Annotated in this window: 15 protein-coding genes; 4 read left to right on the top strand and 11 right to left on the bottom strand. The window is 40.8% G+C overall.

Features of this window, described 5'->3' with window-relative positions:
* Positions 1-158 precede the first annotated feature (158 nt).
* The 4 genes from AC2SLO_RS06705 to AC2SLO_RS06690 all read right to left on the bottom strand — a co-directional run bounded on the left by AC2SLO_RS06705 (position 159) and on the right by AC2SLO_RS06690 (position 5,119).
* A complete protein-coding gene (locus AC2SLO_RS06705) occupies positions 159-1,661 on the bottom strand; it encodes a hypothetical protein (RefSeq protein ID WP_486541381.1) in 1,503 nt (500 codons plus the stop codon).
* Positions 1,662-2,085: 424 nt separating this feature from the next.
* The gene (locus tag AC2SLO_RS06700; RefSeq protein WP_486541383.1) at positions 2,086-2,799 is read right to left on the bottom strand and encodes a DUF2057 family protein; all 714 of its coding nucleotides are present in this window, start codon (positions 2,797-2,799) and stop codon (positions 2,086-2,088) included.
* Between the two features lie 155 nt (positions 2,800-2,954).
* On the bottom strand, positions 2,955-3,767 hold the full coding sequence (hda, locus tag AC2SLO_RS06695; protein ID WP_486541385.1) for a DnaA regulatory inactivator Hda: 813 nt from the start codon (positions 3,765-3,767) through the stop codon (positions 2,955-2,957).
* 251 nt (positions 3,768-4,018) lie between these two features.
* Complete coding sequence (locus tag AC2SLO_RS06690; RefSeq protein WP_486541387.1) at positions 4,019-5,119, bottom strand: AI-2E family transporter; 1,101 nt, start codon at positions 5,117-5,119, stop codon at positions 4,019-4,021.
* A 616-nt stretch (positions 5,120-5,735) separates the two neighbouring features.
* On the opposite strand from AC2SLO_RS06690, the gene purM reads away from it, so the two are divergent.
* Both purM and purN read left to right on the top strand, forming a co-directional pair.
* Entirely contained in the window at positions 5,736-6,827 is a 1,092-nt protein-coding gene (purM, locus tag AC2SLO_RS06685) for a phosphoribosylformylglycinamidine cyclo-ligase (protein ID WP_486541389.1), read from the top strand.
* A gap of 1 nt (position 6,828) precedes the next feature.
* Entirely contained in the window at positions 6,829-7,524 is a 696-nt protein-coding gene (gene purN / locus AC2SLO_RS06680) for a phosphoribosylglycinamide formyltransferase (protein ID WP_486541391.1), read from the top strand.
* A 79-nt stretch (positions 7,525-7,603) separates the two neighbouring features.
* On the opposite strand, the gene AC2SLO_RS06675 is transcribed toward purN, so the two are convergent.
* From AC2SLO_RS06675 to AC2SLO_RS06650, 6 genes are all read right to left on the bottom strand, one after another.
* Entirely contained in the window at positions 7,604-8,260 is a 657-nt protein-coding gene (locus AC2SLO_RS06675) for a LysE family translocator (protein WP_486541393.1), read from the bottom strand.
* 35 nt (positions 8,261-8,295) lie between these two features.
* Positions 8,296-9,027 carry an ABC transporter ATP-binding protein gene (locus AC2SLO_RS06670; protein WP_486541395.1) on the bottom strand — a complete coding sequence of 244 codons (732 nt, stop codon included), beginning with the start codon at positions 9,025-9,027 and terminating at the stop codon, positions 8,296-8,298.
* A 48-nt stretch (positions 9,028-9,075) separates the two neighbouring features.
* Positions 9,076-10,041, bottom strand: a complete 966-nt coding sequence (locus AC2SLO_RS06665; RefSeq protein WP_486541423.1) for an ABC transporter substrate-binding protein — start codon at positions 10,039-10,041, stop codon at positions 9,076-9,078.
* Positions 10,042-10,149: 108 nt separating this feature from the next.
* On the bottom strand, positions 10,150-10,827 hold the full coding sequence (locus tag AC2SLO_RS06660) for an ABC transporter permease (RefSeq protein ID WP_486541397.1): 678 nt from the start codon (positions 10,825-10,827) through the stop codon (positions 10,150-10,152).
* Positions 10,828-11,445: 618 nt separating this feature from the next.
* A complete protein-coding gene (locus AC2SLO_RS06655; protein WP_486541399.1) occupies positions 11,446-12,837 on the bottom strand; it encodes an NAD-dependent succinate-semialdehyde dehydrogenase in 1,392 nt (463 codons plus the stop codon).
* A 425-nt stretch (positions 12,838-13,262) separates the two neighbouring features.
* Complete coding sequence (locus tag AC2SLO_RS06650; RefSeq protein WP_486541401.1) at positions 13,263-14,252, bottom strand: LysR family transcriptional regulator; 990 nt, start codon at positions 14,250-14,252, stop codon at positions 13,263-13,265.
* Between the two features lie 542 nt (positions 14,253-14,794).
* Here AC2SLO_RS06650 and AC2SLO_RS06645 point away from each other — a divergent pair.
* Positions 14,795-16,378, top strand: a complete 1,584-nt coding sequence (locus AC2SLO_RS06645) for an isocitrate lyase (RefSeq protein WP_486541403.1) — start codon at positions 14,795-14,797, stop codon at positions 16,376-16,378.
* Positions 16,379-16,675: 297 nt separating this feature from the next.
* On the opposite strand, the gene AC2SLO_RS06640 is transcribed toward AC2SLO_RS06645, so the two are convergent.
* Complete coding sequence (locus tag AC2SLO_RS06640; RefSeq protein ID WP_486541405.1) at positions 16,676-17,794, bottom strand: DUF4349 domain-containing protein; 1,119 nt, start codon at positions 17,792-17,794, stop codon at positions 16,676-16,678.
* Positions 17,795-18,140: 346 nt separating this feature from the next.
* On the opposite strand from AC2SLO_RS06640, the gene AC2SLO_RS06635 reads away from it, so the two are divergent.
* Positions 18,141-19,658, top strand: coding sequence for a CYTH and CHAD domain-containing protein (locus AC2SLO_RS06635; RefSeq protein ID WP_486541407.1), 1,518 nt, complete (start codon positions 18,141-18,143; stop codon positions 19,656-19,658).
* Positions 19,659-19,731: the final 73 nt, after the last annotated feature.

Here is a 19,731-nt window from a genome sequence, read left to right as displayed (position 1 = left end):
CACCAAACTCACACAAAAAACGTCCTTATACCCAATTATCGAGTATAAGAACGCTTTTCTTTTACGACTTATGATTGACTGTCTCTTTAGCTTACATATCTAAATTCAATGCTTTTGAATAACCAATCCTAAGAAATAAACTTTTAGAAAACATCTCCTTAGAAAACACCTTCGATTGGGTTACCAAAGTCATTCAAGGTTGTGGCTCTAGAGTCAACATATAAGTCATTATAGTAGCTCTCATCCCCAGCCACACGGCCAACCTGAGAGACTTTGATGTAGTTCTCAATTCTACCAAGTTTGGTTAAGCCATCATTAAAGCTAAAAGCAGCGACAGTAACATCATCACCAACGTTAATTGGGTTTGATAAAGTTACCAAGAACGAGCGGGTTGAGCTTTCTTTGTCAAAACCTAAATCTTGTACATAAGCACCCTTAAACCATGAAGGGGTGATAACGCGGTCTACCCCTTCAGGACCACTGGCGGTTTTAACCTCAACTAAGAAGCTAACCACAGGGAATTCACCATAATAATCTTTTAAACCCACGTTTTTGACATGTAGCGCAGTAGAACCTGCAAAACCTTTTGCTTTCATGCCAGATACAGTCATATAAGGCTGTAAGTCTAGCTCTTGTGTCAATAATGGTGCGTTCATATCCACATTTTCGGCAGGCTTAGGCGTGGGTGCCACAAAGCTCCAATCTGGCGCGGAGGTGTCCACTGAGTCAGCTGGGTTGCTATACATGCTGACACGCACTTCATTTTTGATAGGTACAAAGGCGCGCCATGCAGTTGGCGTCGACCAAGTGCCGTTTAACAGACAATGCTGCTGTGTACCTGTCATATTCACTGCACGGAAACCGTAACTCGCTTCACCGGTATAACCGGCTGTCACGTTATAAGGACCGATATTTTGACCCACATTCCAAGACAGGGAATAAGAAGCTTGCCCGCCTATTTGACGCGCCAACGAATACGCAATCCCCGTGCTACCAGTACCGGTCGTACCATTCGAACCACCAGAAATATTACCACCTAAATTAATACTGGTTGTTTCTGTTTGGCTGCCATTAACAGAGATATTAATCGTCTGTGTTTTTGCTGTGGTCTGTGTGAGCGGAATGTCGCCGTTGGTTTGATTGTAAGTAGACACGGTGCCCACAGGTAGCCAGTTATCAGTCACTCGGTAAACCACCGTACGGCGATCTTCTAACGCATTACACACAGGGTTTGGATTAAGCACATTGGCTTTAAGATGGTCTGAGCCGTGCGTCACTTTAATAATAGGCAGCTTAGGATTTAGCTTTGGTGTTTGTGGATAAGTCTCGATTTTGGTGCCCGAGTTTGGCATTACAGCATAAGCCGCTACCGGGCCGACGGTGTTGTTATTTTTTGTCAGTAAAATGGAATTATTTGCAGGGTTGTTAAAGTCTGTTTCTAAAATCTTAGAAGGCGTTACCATACCTTCTAAATAATTGCCATGGGTGAGACGCTCAAGTTTATTAGCCTCTGAAGATGTCGCAGCAAGCGCTGATACCGAAAGGCTCAGGCTTAAAATACCTAAGCTAACCGTAACTTGCCGAGCGCTCTTAATACTCTGCTTAACCAACGTCCCTTGCCCTTGCGTCTCTTTTGTTGCTACTTTTTGAATCGTATTCATAATAAGCTCACCCCTTAAGTTATAAACGTGGTCTATAAATATGAAGGCTATAGCGTAATGATGATTCAATAATAGAGATGTTATGCTATATGGCTCACGGCTTGCTATTTACTTTCATGGCTTGCTATTTACTTAAAGTCCACCGTTATGAATATCATTACCCTAGAACTTTGCCCTTATTTACCTTGATTACATAGTGAAAGATTCTAAAAACCCATGTAACCATTTGATTAGGTTAGATAATTTTTATTACAAACTGGTTAAAATTAACAATATAGTTACAAAAAATAGCGTAAGACAAACAAATTCTGAAAATAAAAAAAGCCCCTATTAACCTCTTCTAACTTAAGGCTAATAGGGGCTTTTGTTGTCTAAACTTAGTACTTAAAACTAGTTTAGCTAAGCACTATTCGACAATAGTAATTTATTGGTCAACCCACTGACGAATCTTTTCACGCTCTTGAGGTGATGCTTGTAACCAAAGCTGCATAAAATTGTCTAACGTATTGGCGTTGGCTGGCGCATTATTGCTATTGCTACGAGCGGGGGTAGATACGGCAGCAACAGGTGCTGAAACAGTGCGGTTATTACTGACAGTCGTAGTTGATGGCTGTGAGTTAATCGCTGCAATCGCTCTTTGATTATCAGCCTGGGCATCACCTCCACCGAAGATTGAGGTAATACCTGAGAATAAACCACCGCTGCTATCTGAACCCTGAGCTTCAGCGATAACATTCGAGCCTTTTACAACCGCTAATGTTGGTGCTTTAGCATACTCCTTAGCCTCTTCATACTTCTCAGGTTGCCCTGGCATGGTCAAACGATAGGTTTGATTGTCCTGCATGTCTGCTGTTACAGTGACATTCGCTGAGTGAAGATAGTCATGCTCATCATGGCGCAGATCATATAACCGATCATATTTAGCCGTTATGACATGTTTACCAGGCTGCAATGTAAAGTCCTTTTTAAAGGCTTGAAACGGGCTTGAATTAAAAGTTTGGCCATTTATAGCGGTAACTTTAATATTTTCGTCCACTTTCAAACTAACTTCAGCATGCGCTACAGCGGCCGTTAGCAAGCTAATACTACAAAATACTGTTAATTGTCTAAATATACTTTTGTTTGAGTTGTTTATCATAATCAAAGACCTTAGGTTCCAATAATATTTGAGTAATTCGTTTATATGGCGTGGTTAAATAACTTACTTATTAATAAATTTTGGATTAAATTTAAATTATATAGATAAATCAAAAGTTAGTCTAAAATGAATAAGGTATGCATTGAAGAACAATATTAAAAGTTAAAACTCATATTATCGCGATACGTCCCATTCTCCTCGGACTTCGATAAATAATCTTTCTGCGCTTCTTGATGAATGTCTTCAAGCTCCGCCATTAATGTGTGTTCATCAATCATAGCAATGGCTTCACTAATAATCGCTTTTGACACATGAGCGCGATTAAGATTAGAGAATAGCGGCTGAATTGCCTGTAGCACATCTAACATACCGCCAATACGGTGCGGCCCTTCATTAAGTAAATGCTCAGTAATTCGAGAGTCAAACTGCCACCCTCTACGGCGCATCACCGATTCAAGCATGGCCTTTCTATCGGCAATATCATGACCTTCTGGTACTCGAAATGCAGGCGACTGAATCAAGCGAGTTAATAAATCTGGCAGCTCAAAAGGCAGATTTGCCGCCGGTGTTTTGGCGGCAAAAATAAGCTGCCCCTGTCCTTCACGGCTACGATTAATTAGATGGAAAATAGCTTCTTGCCAGTCGCGTCTATTACGAATAGCTTCCAAATCATCAATGGCTACCAAATCAAAGCTTTCTAATGAGGCAAGCACCCCGACATCAGTGCTAATCAGTTCTTTTAAAGACAAACAAATGGCCGTTTTACCCATCTCCATATACGATTCGCATATGGCAGATAAAAGATGGGTTTTTCCAGTTGCTGCACTACCGTAGATATACATTTGACCAATTAAGCCAATATGTAGTTGACGTACAGCATCGATTAAAGTCGACCAGCCTGGCCCCGAAAAATCGCTCAGGCTAGCATCTCTCTTAACTTCCAGATTTAAACTTAATTGATTTGTCATCAGGCTAGTATCTCGGCTCGATATATCTCTTCATAACGCATATTTATACCACAATTTTGATAACAATAATATGTCATTAGTGGGCAATGCTTTATTAAGTCAAGCATGTTATCAATAAAATAACGCATTAAACGCTGTCGTTAGTTTGGCTATTGCCCAGTCTTAAATGTCATTTTAATGAATGGCTACCCTCGTGGTAGCCATACTGGTTATTGCGATACGCTGTCATAAACCTTTTATTAAAAAGATGCTTATCTAAATAAACGGTACTGTTTTCTGCCTTTATAAAACTCTGTCTTTTTATAGGCTTCATAAGCGTGGTGGAACAGCACATTCAAAATAGCGGATACCGGCAGAGCAATTAACATACCCACAAAGCCCATTAAGGCGGCACCTGCCAACACAGAGAAGATAACCCACAATGGGGATAAACCAATCTTATCGCCAAGCAATAATGGCTGAAGAACATATCCTTCAACAGCCTGACCAACCAAAAAGGCACCGACGATTAAGCCTAACTGTAGCCAATCAAGGCCAAATTGGAATAGACCCGCAATAATGGCAGCAATAAAGCCAATACCAAAGCCTAGATAAGGTACAAAGCTTGCAACACCTGCGACCATACCGATAATCAAGCCAAGCTCTAAGCCAATAAGCTGTAGCTGTACCGCATACACCACACCAAGCAAGATCATCACAAGTAGCTGACCTTTGATAAACGCCATAAGCGCTTCATCACAGTCATGAGCAATCTCAACAATCTTATCTGCACTGGCTGCAGGTAGTGCTTGACGCCACGTTCTTAAGCGCTCATCCCAATTGAATAAGAAGTAGAAGGTCAAAATAGGCACCAATACCACAAGCCCTGCATTATTAATAACTGTCATGCCTGAGCTTAGCACCTGAACGGCTAGAGATTGTGCATCCTCGACATTGTAGTTCTCATTTAAGTACTCAATGAATGTATTAGAGACGATTTGGCTATCAAGTGGTGGTAAATTAAAGCGGCTAAACTGATTGATCCAAGTACGTACTTCCTCATTGTACCACTGCACCATTCTAGGCGCATACTCCCAGCCTGCTTGCAGCTGAAGCCAAAGCATTGGAATAAGCCACCATAATAAGACACCCAATCCCACACAAATCACAGCGTAAACAACAATAATCGACAGCCAGCGCGGAACATATCGCGACATTCTAGTGACAAGTGGATTGAATAAATATGCCAAAATAAAAGCACAAACAAACGGGATAATGACGGGAATTAATAAATAAATTAAATATAAAAACACCACCATGGCTACCACGATAGCCAGTCGTTTGAAGAAAGGATCTATATTTGCAACCTGCATATTTATTCTCTTTATTGAAGTCACAACGAAACACTTTTCGTTATGCAATGAATCATTAACAAACGCCCTCTACACTCTAGATACATTATCGCTAAATATATAGCTTGATATTGATATAGATAAGATGGGCCACCGAGCTAATAGTAAACTGTTTAATAGATCTAGTGACTTGTTCGTTATCCAGTTTAATAACGGTTCAAGTCAACGGTCGTTTAAATCAGACTCAAATTAACGATTAATTAAACTCTAATCATTAATGACTGTTGAATTTAATAGTTACTTAAATTTATCTCATAGTTGTAACTATGATACGGTTTATTAGAGTAAAGCTTAACTAAATTTTAGTCATTTTTTGTTTTTAAGCATAATAAATCCACGTTTCATTTTGCGCACTATGTGTTTTTGCGTATAATGCCAACACACAATTTTTGTTCGCTAAGATGCTATAATTACCCGCCATACTTAGTAACATTTTTTGGCAGCTTTATTTTAGTAATCATGTAGAGGCTAAAATCCTTTAACTCGCTGGTTATTAATCTTAAGTTTGCCGCTATCGTTATTTAAATACTCCAATGTGTCATACCCCACACATTTGCTTATAAGGTCTGCTGCTACCATGAGCCATCCAAATTCTAATGCTTCTACTAATTCAACCACCAAAGCCAATACCACGTCTTTGAGCTACAAAGATGCGGGCGTCGATATCGATGCAGGTGATGCCCTAGTACAGCGCATTAAATCTGTTGCCAAAGCCACTACCCGCTCTGAAGTTGTTGGCGGTCTTGGCGGCTTCGGTGCCCTATGCCGTATCCCGAAAGGCTATGAGTCACCACTATTGGTATCAGGTACTGACGGCGTGGGTACTAAGCTGAAGCTTGCCCTACAATTAAATCGTCATGACACCATTGGTATCGACTTAGTCGCTATGTGTGTGAACGATCTGCTTGTGTGCGGTGCAGAGCCTTTATTCTTCCTAGATTACTATGCTACAGGTAAGCTTGATGTCGATACCGCAGCAGATGTGGTCACTGGTATTGGTGAAGGTTGCAAACAATCAAACTGTGCGCTAATCGGCGGTGAAACTGCTGAGATGCCGGGTATGTATCAAGATGACGACTATGATTTAGCGGGCTTCTGCGTGGGCGTGGTTGAAGAAGCAGAAGTTATCACGGGCGAAAACGTTGCTGAGGGTGATGTACTGATAGGTATTACTTCAAGTGGCGCGCACTCAAATGGCTACTCACTTATTCGTAAAGTTATCGAAGTCAGCGGCGTTGATATTGCTAACTCTGATGAAACCTTAGATGGCAAGCCTATTGCTGATGCGCTAATGGCACCGACTAAGATTTATGTAAAAGCCATTCAAGCGCTACAAAAACAGATTGGTAATGGCAAACTACACGCCATGTCACATATCACCGGCGGCGGCTTCACTGAAAACTTACCACGCGTATTACCAGAAACACTTGCAGCAAAAATTGACACTAATAGCTGGGAGATGCCTGAGCTATTTAACTGGTTACAAAAGCACGGTAATATCGAGCAATCAGAGATGTACCGTACCTTTAACTGCGGTGTTGGCTTTGTGGTCGTTGTACCAGCAGACGTAGCGGAACAAGCTGTGGATATCTTAAATGATGCGGGTGAAACAGCCTTTAAACTAGGCAAAATCATCACTCGTGCTGATACTGCTGTGGTGTACGCTTAATATGTTATTAGACTCATCTACCAAAGCTTTGAAAGTCGCGGTCTTGGTCTCTGGCAGTGGCAGCAATCTGCAAGTCTTGATTGATGCCATGCAGGCTGGTAGCTTGCCAATTGAGATTGTGGGCATTATTAGCAATGTCAAAGAAGCCTATGCGGTAACGCGTGCACAGCAAGCGGATATTAATACAGCAGTGTTCTCTCACATTACTGAGGGCGAGAATGCTGGCAAGCGTATGGGGATAAAGACGTTTGAACGTCATGCCAGCGCTCAGCTAAACGAATGGCAGCCTGATTTAATCGTACTTGCCGGCTTTATGCGTGTGCTTAGTGCTGATTTTATCAATGCTGCTCCTGCACCTATGATTAATTTGCATCCATCTTTGTTGCCTAAGTACAAAGGCCTCGATACACATCAGCGTGTATTAGAGTCAGATGACTGTCATCATGGCTGTAGTGTGCATGTGGTAACTGCAGAGCTTGATGCCGGTCAAGTATTGACACAGGCTATGCTAAGTGTTGATAAAAACGAATCTGCGACCGACCTGCAAAAGCGCGTACAAAAGCTTGAGCATCAAATCTTGCCTTGGACTATCTTGTTAATTGCCAAAGGGGTGTTAGATATCGAAGCCATTAATACGCAAGTAGAACCTGTCCCCTACTTGCCGACGTTGCCTTTGAAGCTTTGGCTAGACAGCTAATTTGTTCTCTCTGTCTGTCGTATTACAAATAAGAAAGCCCAAGTCTAAGACTTGGGCTTTCTTATTTGTATTAGCCAATTTAAGGCTTGGCTGTCATTAATTTAACGCCCAAGCCAATAAACACTATACCGCTGATTTTGTTAAGCAACGTTTCGATGGCTGGATTGGCTCTAAGCTTACTGCTAAAGACAGAGGCCAATAGTACGACACTGAGACACCAAATCAAACTGGTGGCCGCAAATGTCAGTCCCAACATCAAAAACGATACCATACCATTCGCGTAAGTTGAATCAATAAACTGCGGAAAAAAGGCAAGAAAAAACAGTGCGACTTTTGGGTTAAACACATTGGTCAACACCCCTTGCTTATAAATTTGCACAAAGCTTAACGCTTTATTACGCGCTGTAGGGCTAATATTAGCATCTAGACTCTCTGCCACAAGTGCGGTTTGCTTGGTTATTAGCATTTTAATACCCAGATAACATAAATACAGTGCACCGATGTATTTTACAGTCATAAACGCCAGAGGATAATTGGATAACAGCACTGATAATCCTAAAGCAGCCAGCACCGTATGTACCAAAATCCCTGAAATAATCCCTAAAGCAGAAAGCAGTCCTGCTTCCCTACCTTGCGCAATACTGCGCATAATAATGTATAACGTGTCTGTACCAGGTGTTAGATTTAACAGCACGCAGGCAGCAATAAATCCCCAGTAGTTTTCAATCCCGAACATGACTGCTTCCTAAGAATGAGTTATACATAAGTCGCTTAGGCCTGAATCGCTACCAATATCTGCTTCTTTAACGCCAAATACTCTTGGCTGTCCAAAAAGCCCTCTGTTTTGGGAATGGCAAACTTCTCAGTAAATTGCGCGGGTGCACCTTTTAAGACATATAGATAATCAGATAAATAGATTGCCTCGTCAATATCATGAGTAATAATCAGACAAGTCAGCTCTAAGCGTTTTTGCAGTTTACCAAACCAATGATACATCTCATCTTTGGTCACAAAATCTAACGCAGAAAAGGGCTCATCCAACAGCATAATAGGATTGTCACTTAGATAAGTACGCAACAAGGCTGCTCTTTGACGCTGCCCGCCTGATAAGGTTTGCGGGTATTGATGTTCTAGTCCTTCTAAACCAAAATGCACCAGTTGCGGATTGACAATATTTGCAATCTTCGCTTTACTGTATCCCTTTAGAGTCAAGGGCAACGCAATGTTATCAAAAACGGTTTTAAACGGCAGCAGTAAGTCTTTTTGTAGCATATAGCCAACGGTGCCTGCCTGCCCCGTGGTCTCTTTGCCGTTGATAAATACTTTGCCGCTACTGGGCACTAGCAGACCGGCAGCGATATTAAACAAGGTAGTCTTACCCACTCCGCTAGCACCCACGATACTAACGATGTCATTTTTGGCGACGGTAATTGTTAAGTCTTCAAATATCGGCTTTTGTTCAAAGGCATAGGTAATGCCTTCTAATACCAATACATTTTCCATAATCAACGCAGCTCTTTAATAGGGCGAATAAGCTTTATATGAGTGTACTTATAAATAGTCATTACTCACACCTGCTTGCGGTTCTAGTGGCTTATCAATCAGCCCATTTTGATATACCCAATCAAAGAATCTGTCCCAGCGGTCATAATCAAATTTACCCCACTCTCCATCGTCATCTAAGTAATATGAGGAAACATATTTTTGGCTGGCTATTGCAAGCTCTTTATTGGTCTCAGGGGCATATTTGACTAAGATTTCTGCACTTTCTTCTGGGTGCTCAGCGGCATAGGTATAGCCTTGTTTGATAGCAGCCAATGCCTTTTTGGCCAACTCTGGTTTATTGGCTAAAAGATCATTGTTGGCAATAATCACTGGCGAATAGTAATCAAAAGCGGGCTCGTAATCTTTCAGATAGAAAAAATCGGTGTCCACCCCTTGAAGGTCAGCATGTATGCCATCCCAACCATAAAAAGCTAAAATATAATCAAACTGATTCATACGTAGTGCTACGCTCGCATCGGTGGCTTCGCCTGGGATTTTCACCAAGTCATTACCCACAATATGCGCTACTGTCGCATCATCGATTAGGTCTTCCCATGTTGAATAACGCTTACCATTTAAGTCCTTAGGTGACTGCGCCCCTAACGATTTTAATGCTAACAATCCTGATGTATTGTGTTGAAGTATTGCGGCCACTGCGGTTATAGGAACATCCTTTTCGAGACGCTTCACCATATTTGGCTGAAAATATATCCCGAAATCAGCACGCTTATTAGCCACTAACGTTGATGCACTGTCTTCGCTTGGCTGGACAATTTTCACATCCAGACCCTGTTCTGTAAAATAACCTTTATCTTGTGCCACATACAGACCGGTGTGATTGGTATTGGGCACCCAATCTAGTGAAATAACAAACTCCGTAAGCGGCTCGCCATTTTTTGCGGTTTTAGTGTCTGATTTGGGCTGACAGGCACTAAGGGCAAGCAGTGCAATAACAGCCAGTAACACAGCCATACCTATATAAGTACGACTTTGCTTTTGCTGATTAAAACAATTAAAAGAGATAAAAGAGATAAATGACACAGTAAACCACCTTAATAAATGAAGAAAAAACAGAAAAATCTATAAAAAGTTATGCTTAAGTACCCGTTTCTCAAGCCATTTTACTAGGCCAATGAGAAGCACAGTCAAAAAGCTAATCAGAAAAATGACCGCAAACATACTGTCCAAATCATACGACTTGCGTACTCGAGTCATATAGACCCCTAGCCCATGATAGCCGCCTAACCATTCTGCAATCACGGCGGAGATAAGCGCATAAGACAATGCCACTTTCAGTCCGGTAAAAAAAGAGCCCATCGCAGAGGGAATCTTAAGATGGCGATACAACTGATACTTAGAAGCTTGCATCGATTTGAACAGATTAAGATGTTCACGACTGACCGATTGATAACCATCAATCAAGGCAATGGTAATCGGAAAGAAGACCGCTAATATCACCAGCACAACTTTGGGCGTTATACCGTAGCCAAGCCAAATAATAAGCAGCGGTGCAATCGCAATGGTTGGAATGGTTTGATTAAGCAGAATAACCGGATAAACCAGCTCTTTTACCGTTTTAGATAAATCCATACAAATCGACAAAACAAAGCTAATAATTAGACCGATTGCGGTGCCGATAAAGGCCGTTGCCAATGTATATTTGGCATGCTCCATCAGCAATGGAAAGTCTTCTACAAAAGCCCATGCAATCTGCAAGGGCGAAGGTAATAGATAGTCTGGAATGAGCTCAAACTGCACACAAAGCTGCCATCCTAACAATATTAGAATCACTAAAATATAATTTCGCAGGGTACTGAGTAAATTACGACTCACATAAGCTGTTTTTTTGATTAGATTACTCATTACCGCTATTCTCAGTTTGGCTAATAATCATTCTTTATAATGCGTTAAATGATGGTTGTTAAGATTCTAGCAAAATTAGGGCTAGGAGTTGAACTTAATTCGCTGATGCCAACTCTAAGGGGAAGTCATACCTACTTACACTGAGCGATAGACAAGAGATAAGGGCCTGTATAGAATTCATTTATTAGAACTGCTGATAGCTACAATCGTTCTAGATTAGGCGTCAATCGACGATAATGTCTAGACCTTAGCTAGATTTACAACGACATCTAGGGCGATTTTAGCATCAGCCTTGCAGGACAGGACTATTTTCTGCCCTCTCTTAGTCTAAAATAGACGCTTAGAACAACTGAGCTTACTATTTTATGCGTCGAGATGACTAAAAAGTAGTCTATGTCAGTTCCGTAAATGAATTCTAAACAGGCCCTAATATATCGCATAAAAAAGCCCCCGATAACGTGTATCGAGGGCTTTACCGTCAAGAATATAAATCTATAAAGCTAGACCGAATGATTAAACAGGTGCTTTGTTAATCACAAACAATGTTTTCTCATTCACAAACTCTTTCATACCAGAGCCGCCATGCTCACGACCATAACCAGAGTTTTTAACGCCTCCAAATGGCAACAGTGGATTTACTAGACCGTAACCATTAATGTTAACCATACCGGTGTCAAAGTACTTCGTAGCCAATTCGATAGCTTTGTCTTCATCTTTAGTGAAGATACCGCCACCAAGACCATAACGGCTATCGTTTGCAATACGCATAGCATCGTCTGTATCTTTTGCACGAATTAGCGCAACTGCTGGGCCAAATAGCTCGTCATCATAGGCAGGCTGACCTGGCTCTACATTCTCTAGAATAGTTGGTGGGAAAAAGTTACCTGTTGAACCTTCAGGAACTTGACCACAAACAGTTTTCTTAGCACCTTTGTCGACACTTTCTTGCACTTGTTTCTCGATTGTCTCGACTTGCTGCTTCATTGATAAGGGACCAATATCAGTTGAGTCATCCATTGGATCGCCGATTTTGTATGATTCAAACTCTTTAATCAGCTTCTCACGGAACTCATCATAAACGCTGTCGACAACCACAAAGCGTTTAGCGGCCACACAGGTCTCACCATTGTTATATAAACGTGCATAAGCACACGTCTTAACAGTAAGATCTAAATCAGCATCATCTAATACGATGAACGCGTCATTTGAACCAAGCTCCATCACTGTCTTCTTCAACACTTTAGCTGCTTGCTGAGCAACAATTTTACCTGCACCATCACTACCCGTTAAAGTAACGCCGCGTACTTTGTCATTATTGATGATTTTCTCTGACTGATCATGGTTAATGATTAGTGCGCGGAATAGTGCGTTAGGTAAGTCAGAGTCATGTAAGATCTTTTCAATAACTTGACCAGATTCTGTCACGTTTGACGCATGCTTTAACAAAATAGCATTACCAGCCATTAAGTTGGCAATGGTGTAGCGGAATACTTGGTACGCAGGATAGTTCCAAGGCTGAATACCATAAATGATACCGATAGGCTGATAAGTAACGATACCCTTATCCATACCTTCTACTTCTCGGATATCATCCGCTAAGTGATCAGGACCTGTTTGAGCCGTAAAGTCACAAATACCTTTACAAATATCTACTTCTTGCAAGCTTTGTTGATAAGTTTTACCACGTTCTCTGGTCATCACTTCAGCAAGCTCTTCTTTGTGCTTCATTAGTGACTCACCAATAGAATTAATCACTTTGGCACGCTCATCTAATGATTTCAAACGCCAATCTAGAAACGCTTCATGACATTCATTAATAATCTGATCAACTTCGTCCTGAGTCATATAATCATAAGATTTGATGTCTTCATTGGTATATGGGTTTACTGTTGTAATATCTACCATGATTATTATCCTTATTTTTAACGTATTTAATTGAGAAGGTAGCTACAGACAAGGTAGCCATAACCTGATGACGCTATTTTTATTGGCATCAATAGAAGGTAAATATAACGTCCCTCTAAATTACCATCGTGACTCTTGTTATTCTTGTTATGATAATTCGACTATATATTTTTATGTGCAAAACCTTGTTATTGATAACTATTTACCGGTTACATTTATAAGAATAACAGCTAGGCTGATAATGTCATTTAATGAGCTGTAATCAACTGTAAGTAATGTATTAATTTCCCTAATTTATTTCGGGCTCTGTAAAGAGCCTAATCACAGCTAATATAATATAAGTATACAGAGCACGTTTTCGGTGCCTATTGGTGTCTATTAAGGCATATAATCTATTAGTGCCTATTAGGGCATATAATAAGTCACTAAAATAAATGGCTTATCATCGGAATCTCGTCTTCATTGATTTCTTCATCAGCGACCACCTGGCGCGCTACATGCATGATTAATTGACGTAGCCATCTGTGTGCTGGATGATGCTGTAACAATGGCGACCATGCCATCGTTAGCTCAAACTCTGGTATAAAGAACGGTGGCTCTTTTAAGACAATGCTGTCATTGGTCGCTTGCATACGTGCTACTCGAGTCGGCAAAGTGGCAATTAAATCCTTGTTCGCAGCGAGCATTGCTGGCATCTGATAATGACGGGTAAAGACACTAATTTGACGCTTTTGACCCAAACGTTGTAATGCTTGGTCAATAGACCCTAGACCGCCTGATTTATCCGGATTAACCCCAAAGCCTACACCCATACCGGTTTTGGATACCCAAACATGTTGTGCTTTTAGATAGTTCTTGAGGTTAAAACGGTGCGCATACGGGCTGTCTGCTGACAACAGGCAGCTAAACGTATCACGCCATACCAATACTTGGTGAAAGCTTTGCGGAATCTCATTAAAGCGGTTGATTGCTAAGTCAACTCGCCCCTGCTCCATGTCACGGTAGGACACATCTGACGGGGTTAAGAAATCCAAAATAACGTTCGGGGCTTCAGAGCGCAGCGCTTTTACTAAGCGCGGAACCAAGGTTGCCTCAGCGTAATCTGAGGTCATAATACGGAACACTCGTGACGTGCTATAAGGACGAAACTCCGTACGTGGCTCAAGCAGCTGAGTAAGCTCCGCTAAGATTTCCCGTACTCTTGGTTGTAATTCTAATGCCCGCTCTGTTGGCGTCATACCCTCTGATGAGCGAACCAATAAAGGGTCATTAAATAGCTTACGCAATCGGCGTAAAATATTACTCATGGCTGGCTGGGTAATACCCAATTGCTCAGCGGCACGCGTGACATTCTTTTCACGCAATAAAACATCTAGATTAACCAGTAAGTTTAAATCGACCCGTTGTAAATTCATAAAGCTCTCTAATAATCTATATTTGTTTAATCCAATGAATAAGAATTAAGTGATTCGATAAAAGGTTTGACCAAGGGATTACTAGCAACCAGATAAATTTGATTGACATCCATTAAAGGTGTAAAGTCAAATCATAATTTATAATTTACGTCTTATTTAAGTGTCTATTTCTATGCCCTAAATGACCTTCTATCCGTTATTACCATTGTACTATAATTTAAATAAATACCCAAGATAACCGTCATAAACTAGATAAATTCTAGTAATGTAGTTATAGTGTTTACCAAGTTCTAAGGGCATAGTGATTTAATACTATTATTTAAATAATCTATATTTTCGTTAAACTTCGATATAAAGATTTACTTTAGAAACAAACATTTACAAGTTTTACAATTATATTCCGAGATTTGCTGATAATTTATTAGTATCAATCTCGTATTTGAAAGTGAGTTAAATAAAACGGTCTTATTTACTAGTTAAAATATAGCTTGTAGTAAGCAGTATTTATTTCACCTAATCCATCCCCAATCAGGAGACAATTGATGTCAACTTATAAATCAGCTATTGACCATATCCGTGAAATCAAAGCAAAGCATGGCAACTGGCAGAACATCAGCGAATCTGATGCTGCACGTATGATGGTTCAAAACCGTTTCAAAACTGGTCTTGATATCGCTAAATACACTGCTGCTATCATGCGTAAAGATATGGAAGAGTATGATGCAGACACCTCTAAGTACACTCAGTCTCTAGGTGCATGGCATGGTTTTGTTGCTCAACAAACAATGTATGCTAAGAAAAAATACTTTGGTACTACTTCAAAAACTTACATCTACCTTTCAGGTTGGATGGTAGCGGCACTACGCTCTGAGCTAGGTCCTTTACCTGACCAATCAATGCACGAAAAAACAACTGTACCTGCTCTTATCGAAGAAATCTACACTTTCTTACGTCAAGCAGATGCTAAAGTATTAAATGACTACTTCCGCGAGCTTAACGCTGCTAAAGAAGCGGGTCAAGATACTTCAGAAATCGAAGCTAAAATCGAAAACTTTGATTCACATGTTGTGCCAATCATCGCTGACATTGACGCAGGTTTCGGTAACGAAGAAGCAACTTACTTGCTAACTAAAGCAATGATCGAGGCTGGTGCTTGTGCTATCCAAATCGAAAACCAAGTATCTGATGCAAAACAGTGTGGTCACCAAGCGGGTAAAGTAACGGTTCCTCATGAAGACTTCATCTCTAAGCTTAACGCTATCCGTTATGCATTCTTAGAGCTAGGCGTTGACGATGGTGTTATCGTTGCACGTACTGACTCTGAAGGCGCATCATTAACTCAGAAGATCCCAGTATCTGAAGAGCCAGGCGATCTTGCTTCTCAGTACATCGACTTCATTGACGTTGAAGAAATCGACATCGCTGATGCAAAAGAGAACGATGTATTATTGAAACGTGACGGTAAATTAGTTCGCCCAGTTCGTCTAGCAAACGGTCTATATCAGTTCCGTGAAGGTACTAACATTGACCGTGTTGTACTTGACTGTGTTACAGCTCTTCAAAACGGTGCAGACTTACTATGGATTGAAACACCAACGCCAGACGTTGAACATATCAAAATGATGGTTGACCGTATTAAAGAGCAAGAGCCTAAAGCAAAGCTTGTATACAACAACAGCCCATCGTTCAACTGGACGCTTAACTTCCGTAAGCAAGTTATCGCTAAATGGGAAGAAGAAGGCAAAGACATCTCAGCATACGATAAGAACAACTTGATGAGTGCTGATTATGACGGTACTGAACTTGATGCTGCTGCTGACCAAGCTGCGAAGGACTTCCAGAAAGATGCGTCTCGTGAAGCCGGTGTATTCCATCACTTAATCACGCTACCTACTTACCACACAACTGCTCTTAGCGTTCATGAACTTGCTAAAGGCTACTTCGGTGAAGACGGTATGCTTGCTTATGCAGCTGGCGTACAACGTAAAGAGATCCGTGAAGGTATCGCTTGCGTTAAGCACCAAGCAATGGCTGGTTCAGACTTAGGTGATGATCACAAAGAGATTTTCTCTGGTGATAATGCACTTAAAGCTGGCGGCGAGAAAAACACAATGAACCAGTTCTAAGAACTCTTTATAAAAGACTCTTAGTTCTTCATTGAACAAAAAGTCGCTCTAACTTCGGTTAGAGCGACTTTTTTATGTTTAATATTATTAACTTTTAATGACTCTATATTCTAAAGTTAGAGAAGTCTAAAATGTTTATAAGACATCGAGTGTAAGTACGACAAGTGAAGGTTTAGCAAGGTTAACGTCGCAATCGTTTAGTAGTTGGCTGACTATAAATAAGCTTAGCCCTCTATTGAAGATTTATAAGACTATAAGAGAAAACTTAGGACAAATGGTCAGTTCTAAAGATTAAAGCTATTGTGAGGTATGATTATCAGAACCCTTATCATCCTTGTAAAACTTAATCATAGCCCTTCTAAACACGTGGTAGAGACCATAAGCAACTAATAATATCAGCCATAGCCACCACAGCATTATAATACCCAGCACCACCGATTTGATAATCTCCCACCCTGCCACAAACGACTGTTTAGCTTGTTGTGCAAAGGTCGGCTGATCAGCCTGAATGAGACTTTCAAGATTAGGGGTAATCTGTTTATAGACGCTGTTAGGCTGCGAGAAATTTAACTCCAAAACACTATATTTGACTTTATCAGCAATTGCCATGCGCTCAAGCTGTGCATATTGTTCACGCTGACGTGCAGAATAAGTGGCCGAAATAGCATCTACATTACCCGCCTGCTCTTTCTCATTATCGCTATTGAGTCGCTCTTTATTGAGCTCACTTGCCATCTCACCATTTAGCTCTGCCGATAGCTTCTCGCGATACAAGTCTAGCGTGACATCTTGAGCACTAAATTGCTGCTGATTTAAAAACTTCACCTGTTTTTGTACTTGACGTAAAAAGTCGCTGACCTTCGAGCTTGGCACACGCACAATCATATTAGCATGGCGCGCATAGGTAATCAGTGTAATATCTTTATCACCTTGCACAAAAGTCTGTCTGTCTATTTGATTATTGGCAATGCTACTTTGAGCAACGTATCCGCCTTGTTGCATAGTCAAGGTTTCAATGGTATTCCTAGTTTTGACCACATCATCGACTTCAAAATCTGCAGAGGCTGAAATCATCAGCTGCTTGCCAGCAATTCGGATATCTGCCGCTTCACTGCCTAATTGTGCCTCAGTATCACTCCCTAAATTTTCTACCGATAGATTCTCTTCGTTTAATTGAGCAGCATCTAAAGAATCCCCACTAGAGCCTGCTTCCTGAGTGACTTCATAACTATCCTCTGATGCGTAATCCTCTTTTTCTGCTTGACTACACCCACTCAACAGGACAATGCTGGCAAGAACAACCGAGGTTAGTGCTGCTTTAGTTGCCTGCTTATAAAGAGACGGTGCAAAATACAGATTATTATGTTGATTACTATCAATAAGAGCATCTGAAGCTAAAGATTTATTATGAGTCATGGCAAAAATTTACAACCTATAAAGAGCAAAGAAGAGAGATTAATTATGATTTTCACACAATCAGCCTTTAATGATGTTTAAGCCTATCTTAATATAGTATCAGCTTAGCGTATTGTCATTCCATTGGTAAGGCATTTTTTCATATTTATTTTAATTATTCATTGAAATTAACTTAATAACAGTGCACTGTCATCAATATGTCATGTTAATTCGCTTGTTATTGTTAATCACTTATCCTAGGATATTGACTAATTGTATAGACCATTCATTTTACGGTCTATTTTAGTGTTTATAACGACAATAATCCCTTACGCCCCACTCTTTATTGAAGACTCAAGGATACGCCATGCAAGAGATAGAACTGAAATTTTTAGTGCCTGACTACAAAGTTGATGCCCTAATGCGTCAGGCAAAAATTAAATCATCGATTACCTCACAGCTAGCCGCTCATTACTTCGATACGCCAACCAATGCTCTTGCCAATTCAGGTATGGCATTACGTATCCGTAAAGAAGGCGATATTTGGGTGCAAACTTTAAAGTCGAATGGCGATGGTATGGCCTCTCGTGGCGAGCAAAATAACAAATTAGACGATGATCAAATTGCGACCGCCTTAGAGCAAGACAACCTATATCCTGATTTATCACTCTATGAGGATACGAAGACAGCCAAAGCCATTAATAAGCTGACGGCTAATAAAGAAGATGAAGAAGGTAATGCCTTAACCCGCCAATATGTGACCGATATTGAGCGCACCACCCGTCTTATCAAAAAAGACAGTAACGTCATTGAGGTAGCGTACGATGAAGGTAAAGTGGTTCATGGTGAAGATAGCCAAATCACTCAACCGATTCATGAAATTGAGTTTGAATTAGTAGAGGGCGAGGTCAGCTATCTATTTGAAATCGCTAAGACTTGGTGTAAACGCTATCAGCTTTGCATATCGACCGTGACTAAAGCAGAGCGCGGCGGCTTATTACTAGAAGACAAAGAGTTTGCCGATGCCACCAAAGCAGACCTAAAACAATTATCTGTCAATGACAAGATGAGCCAGCCTCAATTTATCCGTGCTGTGGTACATAACTGCATGATTCAAATTCTACCTAATGCCAGCGCCATCGCTGCCGGTAGTCAAGATGGAACTCATGTGCATCAGTTACGTGTTGGCATTCGCCGCTTACGTACCGCATTGAAGTTCTTCGGCGATTTCTCATCAGAGATTAACCCAGAATGGATGCCTATCTTAAAGCAAACTTTTAGCTTATTAGGTGAGTTCCGAGATAGAGAACTGCTACAAACGAAGACTCAACCTATGCTCGAAGCGGTTGGAGCTCCCTTTGTGGATTGGTCAAGCGAACGTGAAAATTTAGCGGTGATGCCAATTGATGCCGTACGCGCCAATGATTTCCAGCTAACTTTGTTAGAGCTTATTGAATATACGATGAGCCGTGCAAAAGACGACAAAGTTAGCAATAAAACCTCTGCTAAAGAAGCCACTACGGTTATCTTGAAAAAACTATATAAGAAGATTAGTAAAGCTAGCAATCACTTTGCTGAATTAACCATTGATGAGCAGCATGATGTACGTAAACGTTTAAAGAGCTTACGTTATGTGTCTGAGTTTGTGCGCCCTATGTATAAAAAGAAGCAGACCAAAGCTTTCTTAAAATACTTAGAGCCTGCCCAAGAAGTGTTGGGTGAATACAATGATAATATCGTTGGGCATATCTTCTATGCAGAAAAAGCGCTAAAAGACCCTAATGCTTGGTTTGCGGTTGGCTACTTTACCGCACAAGAGGCACATGCCAGTCAGGAATGTGCAGAATGCCTGAAAGAAGTCAGCGCTGCGCCTGTATTTTGGTAGTCAGTAAGCTCTAATCTAAAAAGCCACTTATTGTCCTTGTAACAGAAGTTATTTAAACAAAAAATGATAAGTG

The sequence above is a fragment of the Psychrobacter sp. CX14 genome, assembly GCF_057396205.2.
This window is presented reverse-complemented; position numbering and strand designations above follow the sequence as displayed.

What these genes read in the sequence shown, in the direction of transcription:
- AC2SLO_RS06670 (WP_486541395.1), bottom strand. Translation starts at nt 9,027, where the DNA reads ATGGAAAATGTATTGGTATTAGAAGGCATTACCTATGCCTTTGAACAA.
- AC2SLO_RS06640 (WP_486541405.1), bottom strand. Translation starts at nt 17,794, where the DNA reads ATGACTCATAATAAATCTTTAGCTTCAGATGCTCTTATTGATAGTAAT.
- purM (WP_486541389.1), top strand. Translation starts at nt 5,736, where the DNA reads ATGAGCCATCCAAATTCTAATGCTTCTACTAATTCAACCACCAAAGCC.
- AC2SLO_RS06705 (WP_486541381.1), bottom strand. Translation starts at nt 1,661, where the DNA reads ATGAATACGATTCAAAAAGTAGCAACAAAAGAGACGCAAGGGCAAGGG.
- AC2SLO_RS06635 (WP_486541407.1), top strand. Translation starts at nt 18,141, where the DNA reads ATGCAAGAGATAGAACTGAAATTTTTAGTGCCTGACTACAAAGTTGAT.
- AC2SLO_RS06665 (WP_486541423.1), bottom strand. Translation starts at nt 10,041, where the DNA reads ATGGCTGTGTTACTGGCTGTTATTGCACTGCTTGCCCTTAGTGCCTGT.
- purN (WP_486541391.1), top strand. Translation starts at nt 6,829, where the DNA reads ATGTTATTAGACTCATCTACCAAAGCTTTGAAAGTCGCGGTCTTGGTC.
- AC2SLO_RS06655 (WP_486541399.1), bottom strand. Translation starts at nt 12,837, where the DNA reads ATGGTAGATATTACAACAGTAAACCCATATACCAATGAAGACATCAAA.
- AC2SLO_RS06650 (WP_486541401.1), bottom strand. Translation starts at nt 14,252, where the DNA reads ATGAATTTACAACGGGTCGATTTAAACTTACTGGTTAATCTAGATGTT.
- AC2SLO_RS06675 (WP_486541393.1), bottom strand. Translation starts at nt 8,260, where the DNA reads ATGTTCGGGATTGAAAACTACTGGGGATTTATTGCTGCCTGCGTGCTG.
- hda (WP_486541385.1), bottom strand. Translation starts at nt 3,767, where the DNA reads ATGACAAATCAATTAAGTTTAAATCTGGAAGTTAAGAGAGATGCTAGC.
- AC2SLO_RS06690 (WP_486541387.1), bottom strand. Translation starts at nt 5,119, where the DNA reads ATGCAGGTTGCAAATATAGATCCTTTCTTCAAACGACTGGCTATCGTG.
- AC2SLO_RS06700 (WP_486541383.1), bottom strand. Translation starts at nt 2,799, where the DNA reads ATGATAAACAACTCAAACAAAAGTATATTTAGACAATTAACAGTATTT.
- AC2SLO_RS06645 (WP_486541403.1), top strand. Translation starts at nt 14,795, where the DNA reads ATGTCAACTTATAAATCAGCTATTGACCATATCCGTGAAATCAAAGCA.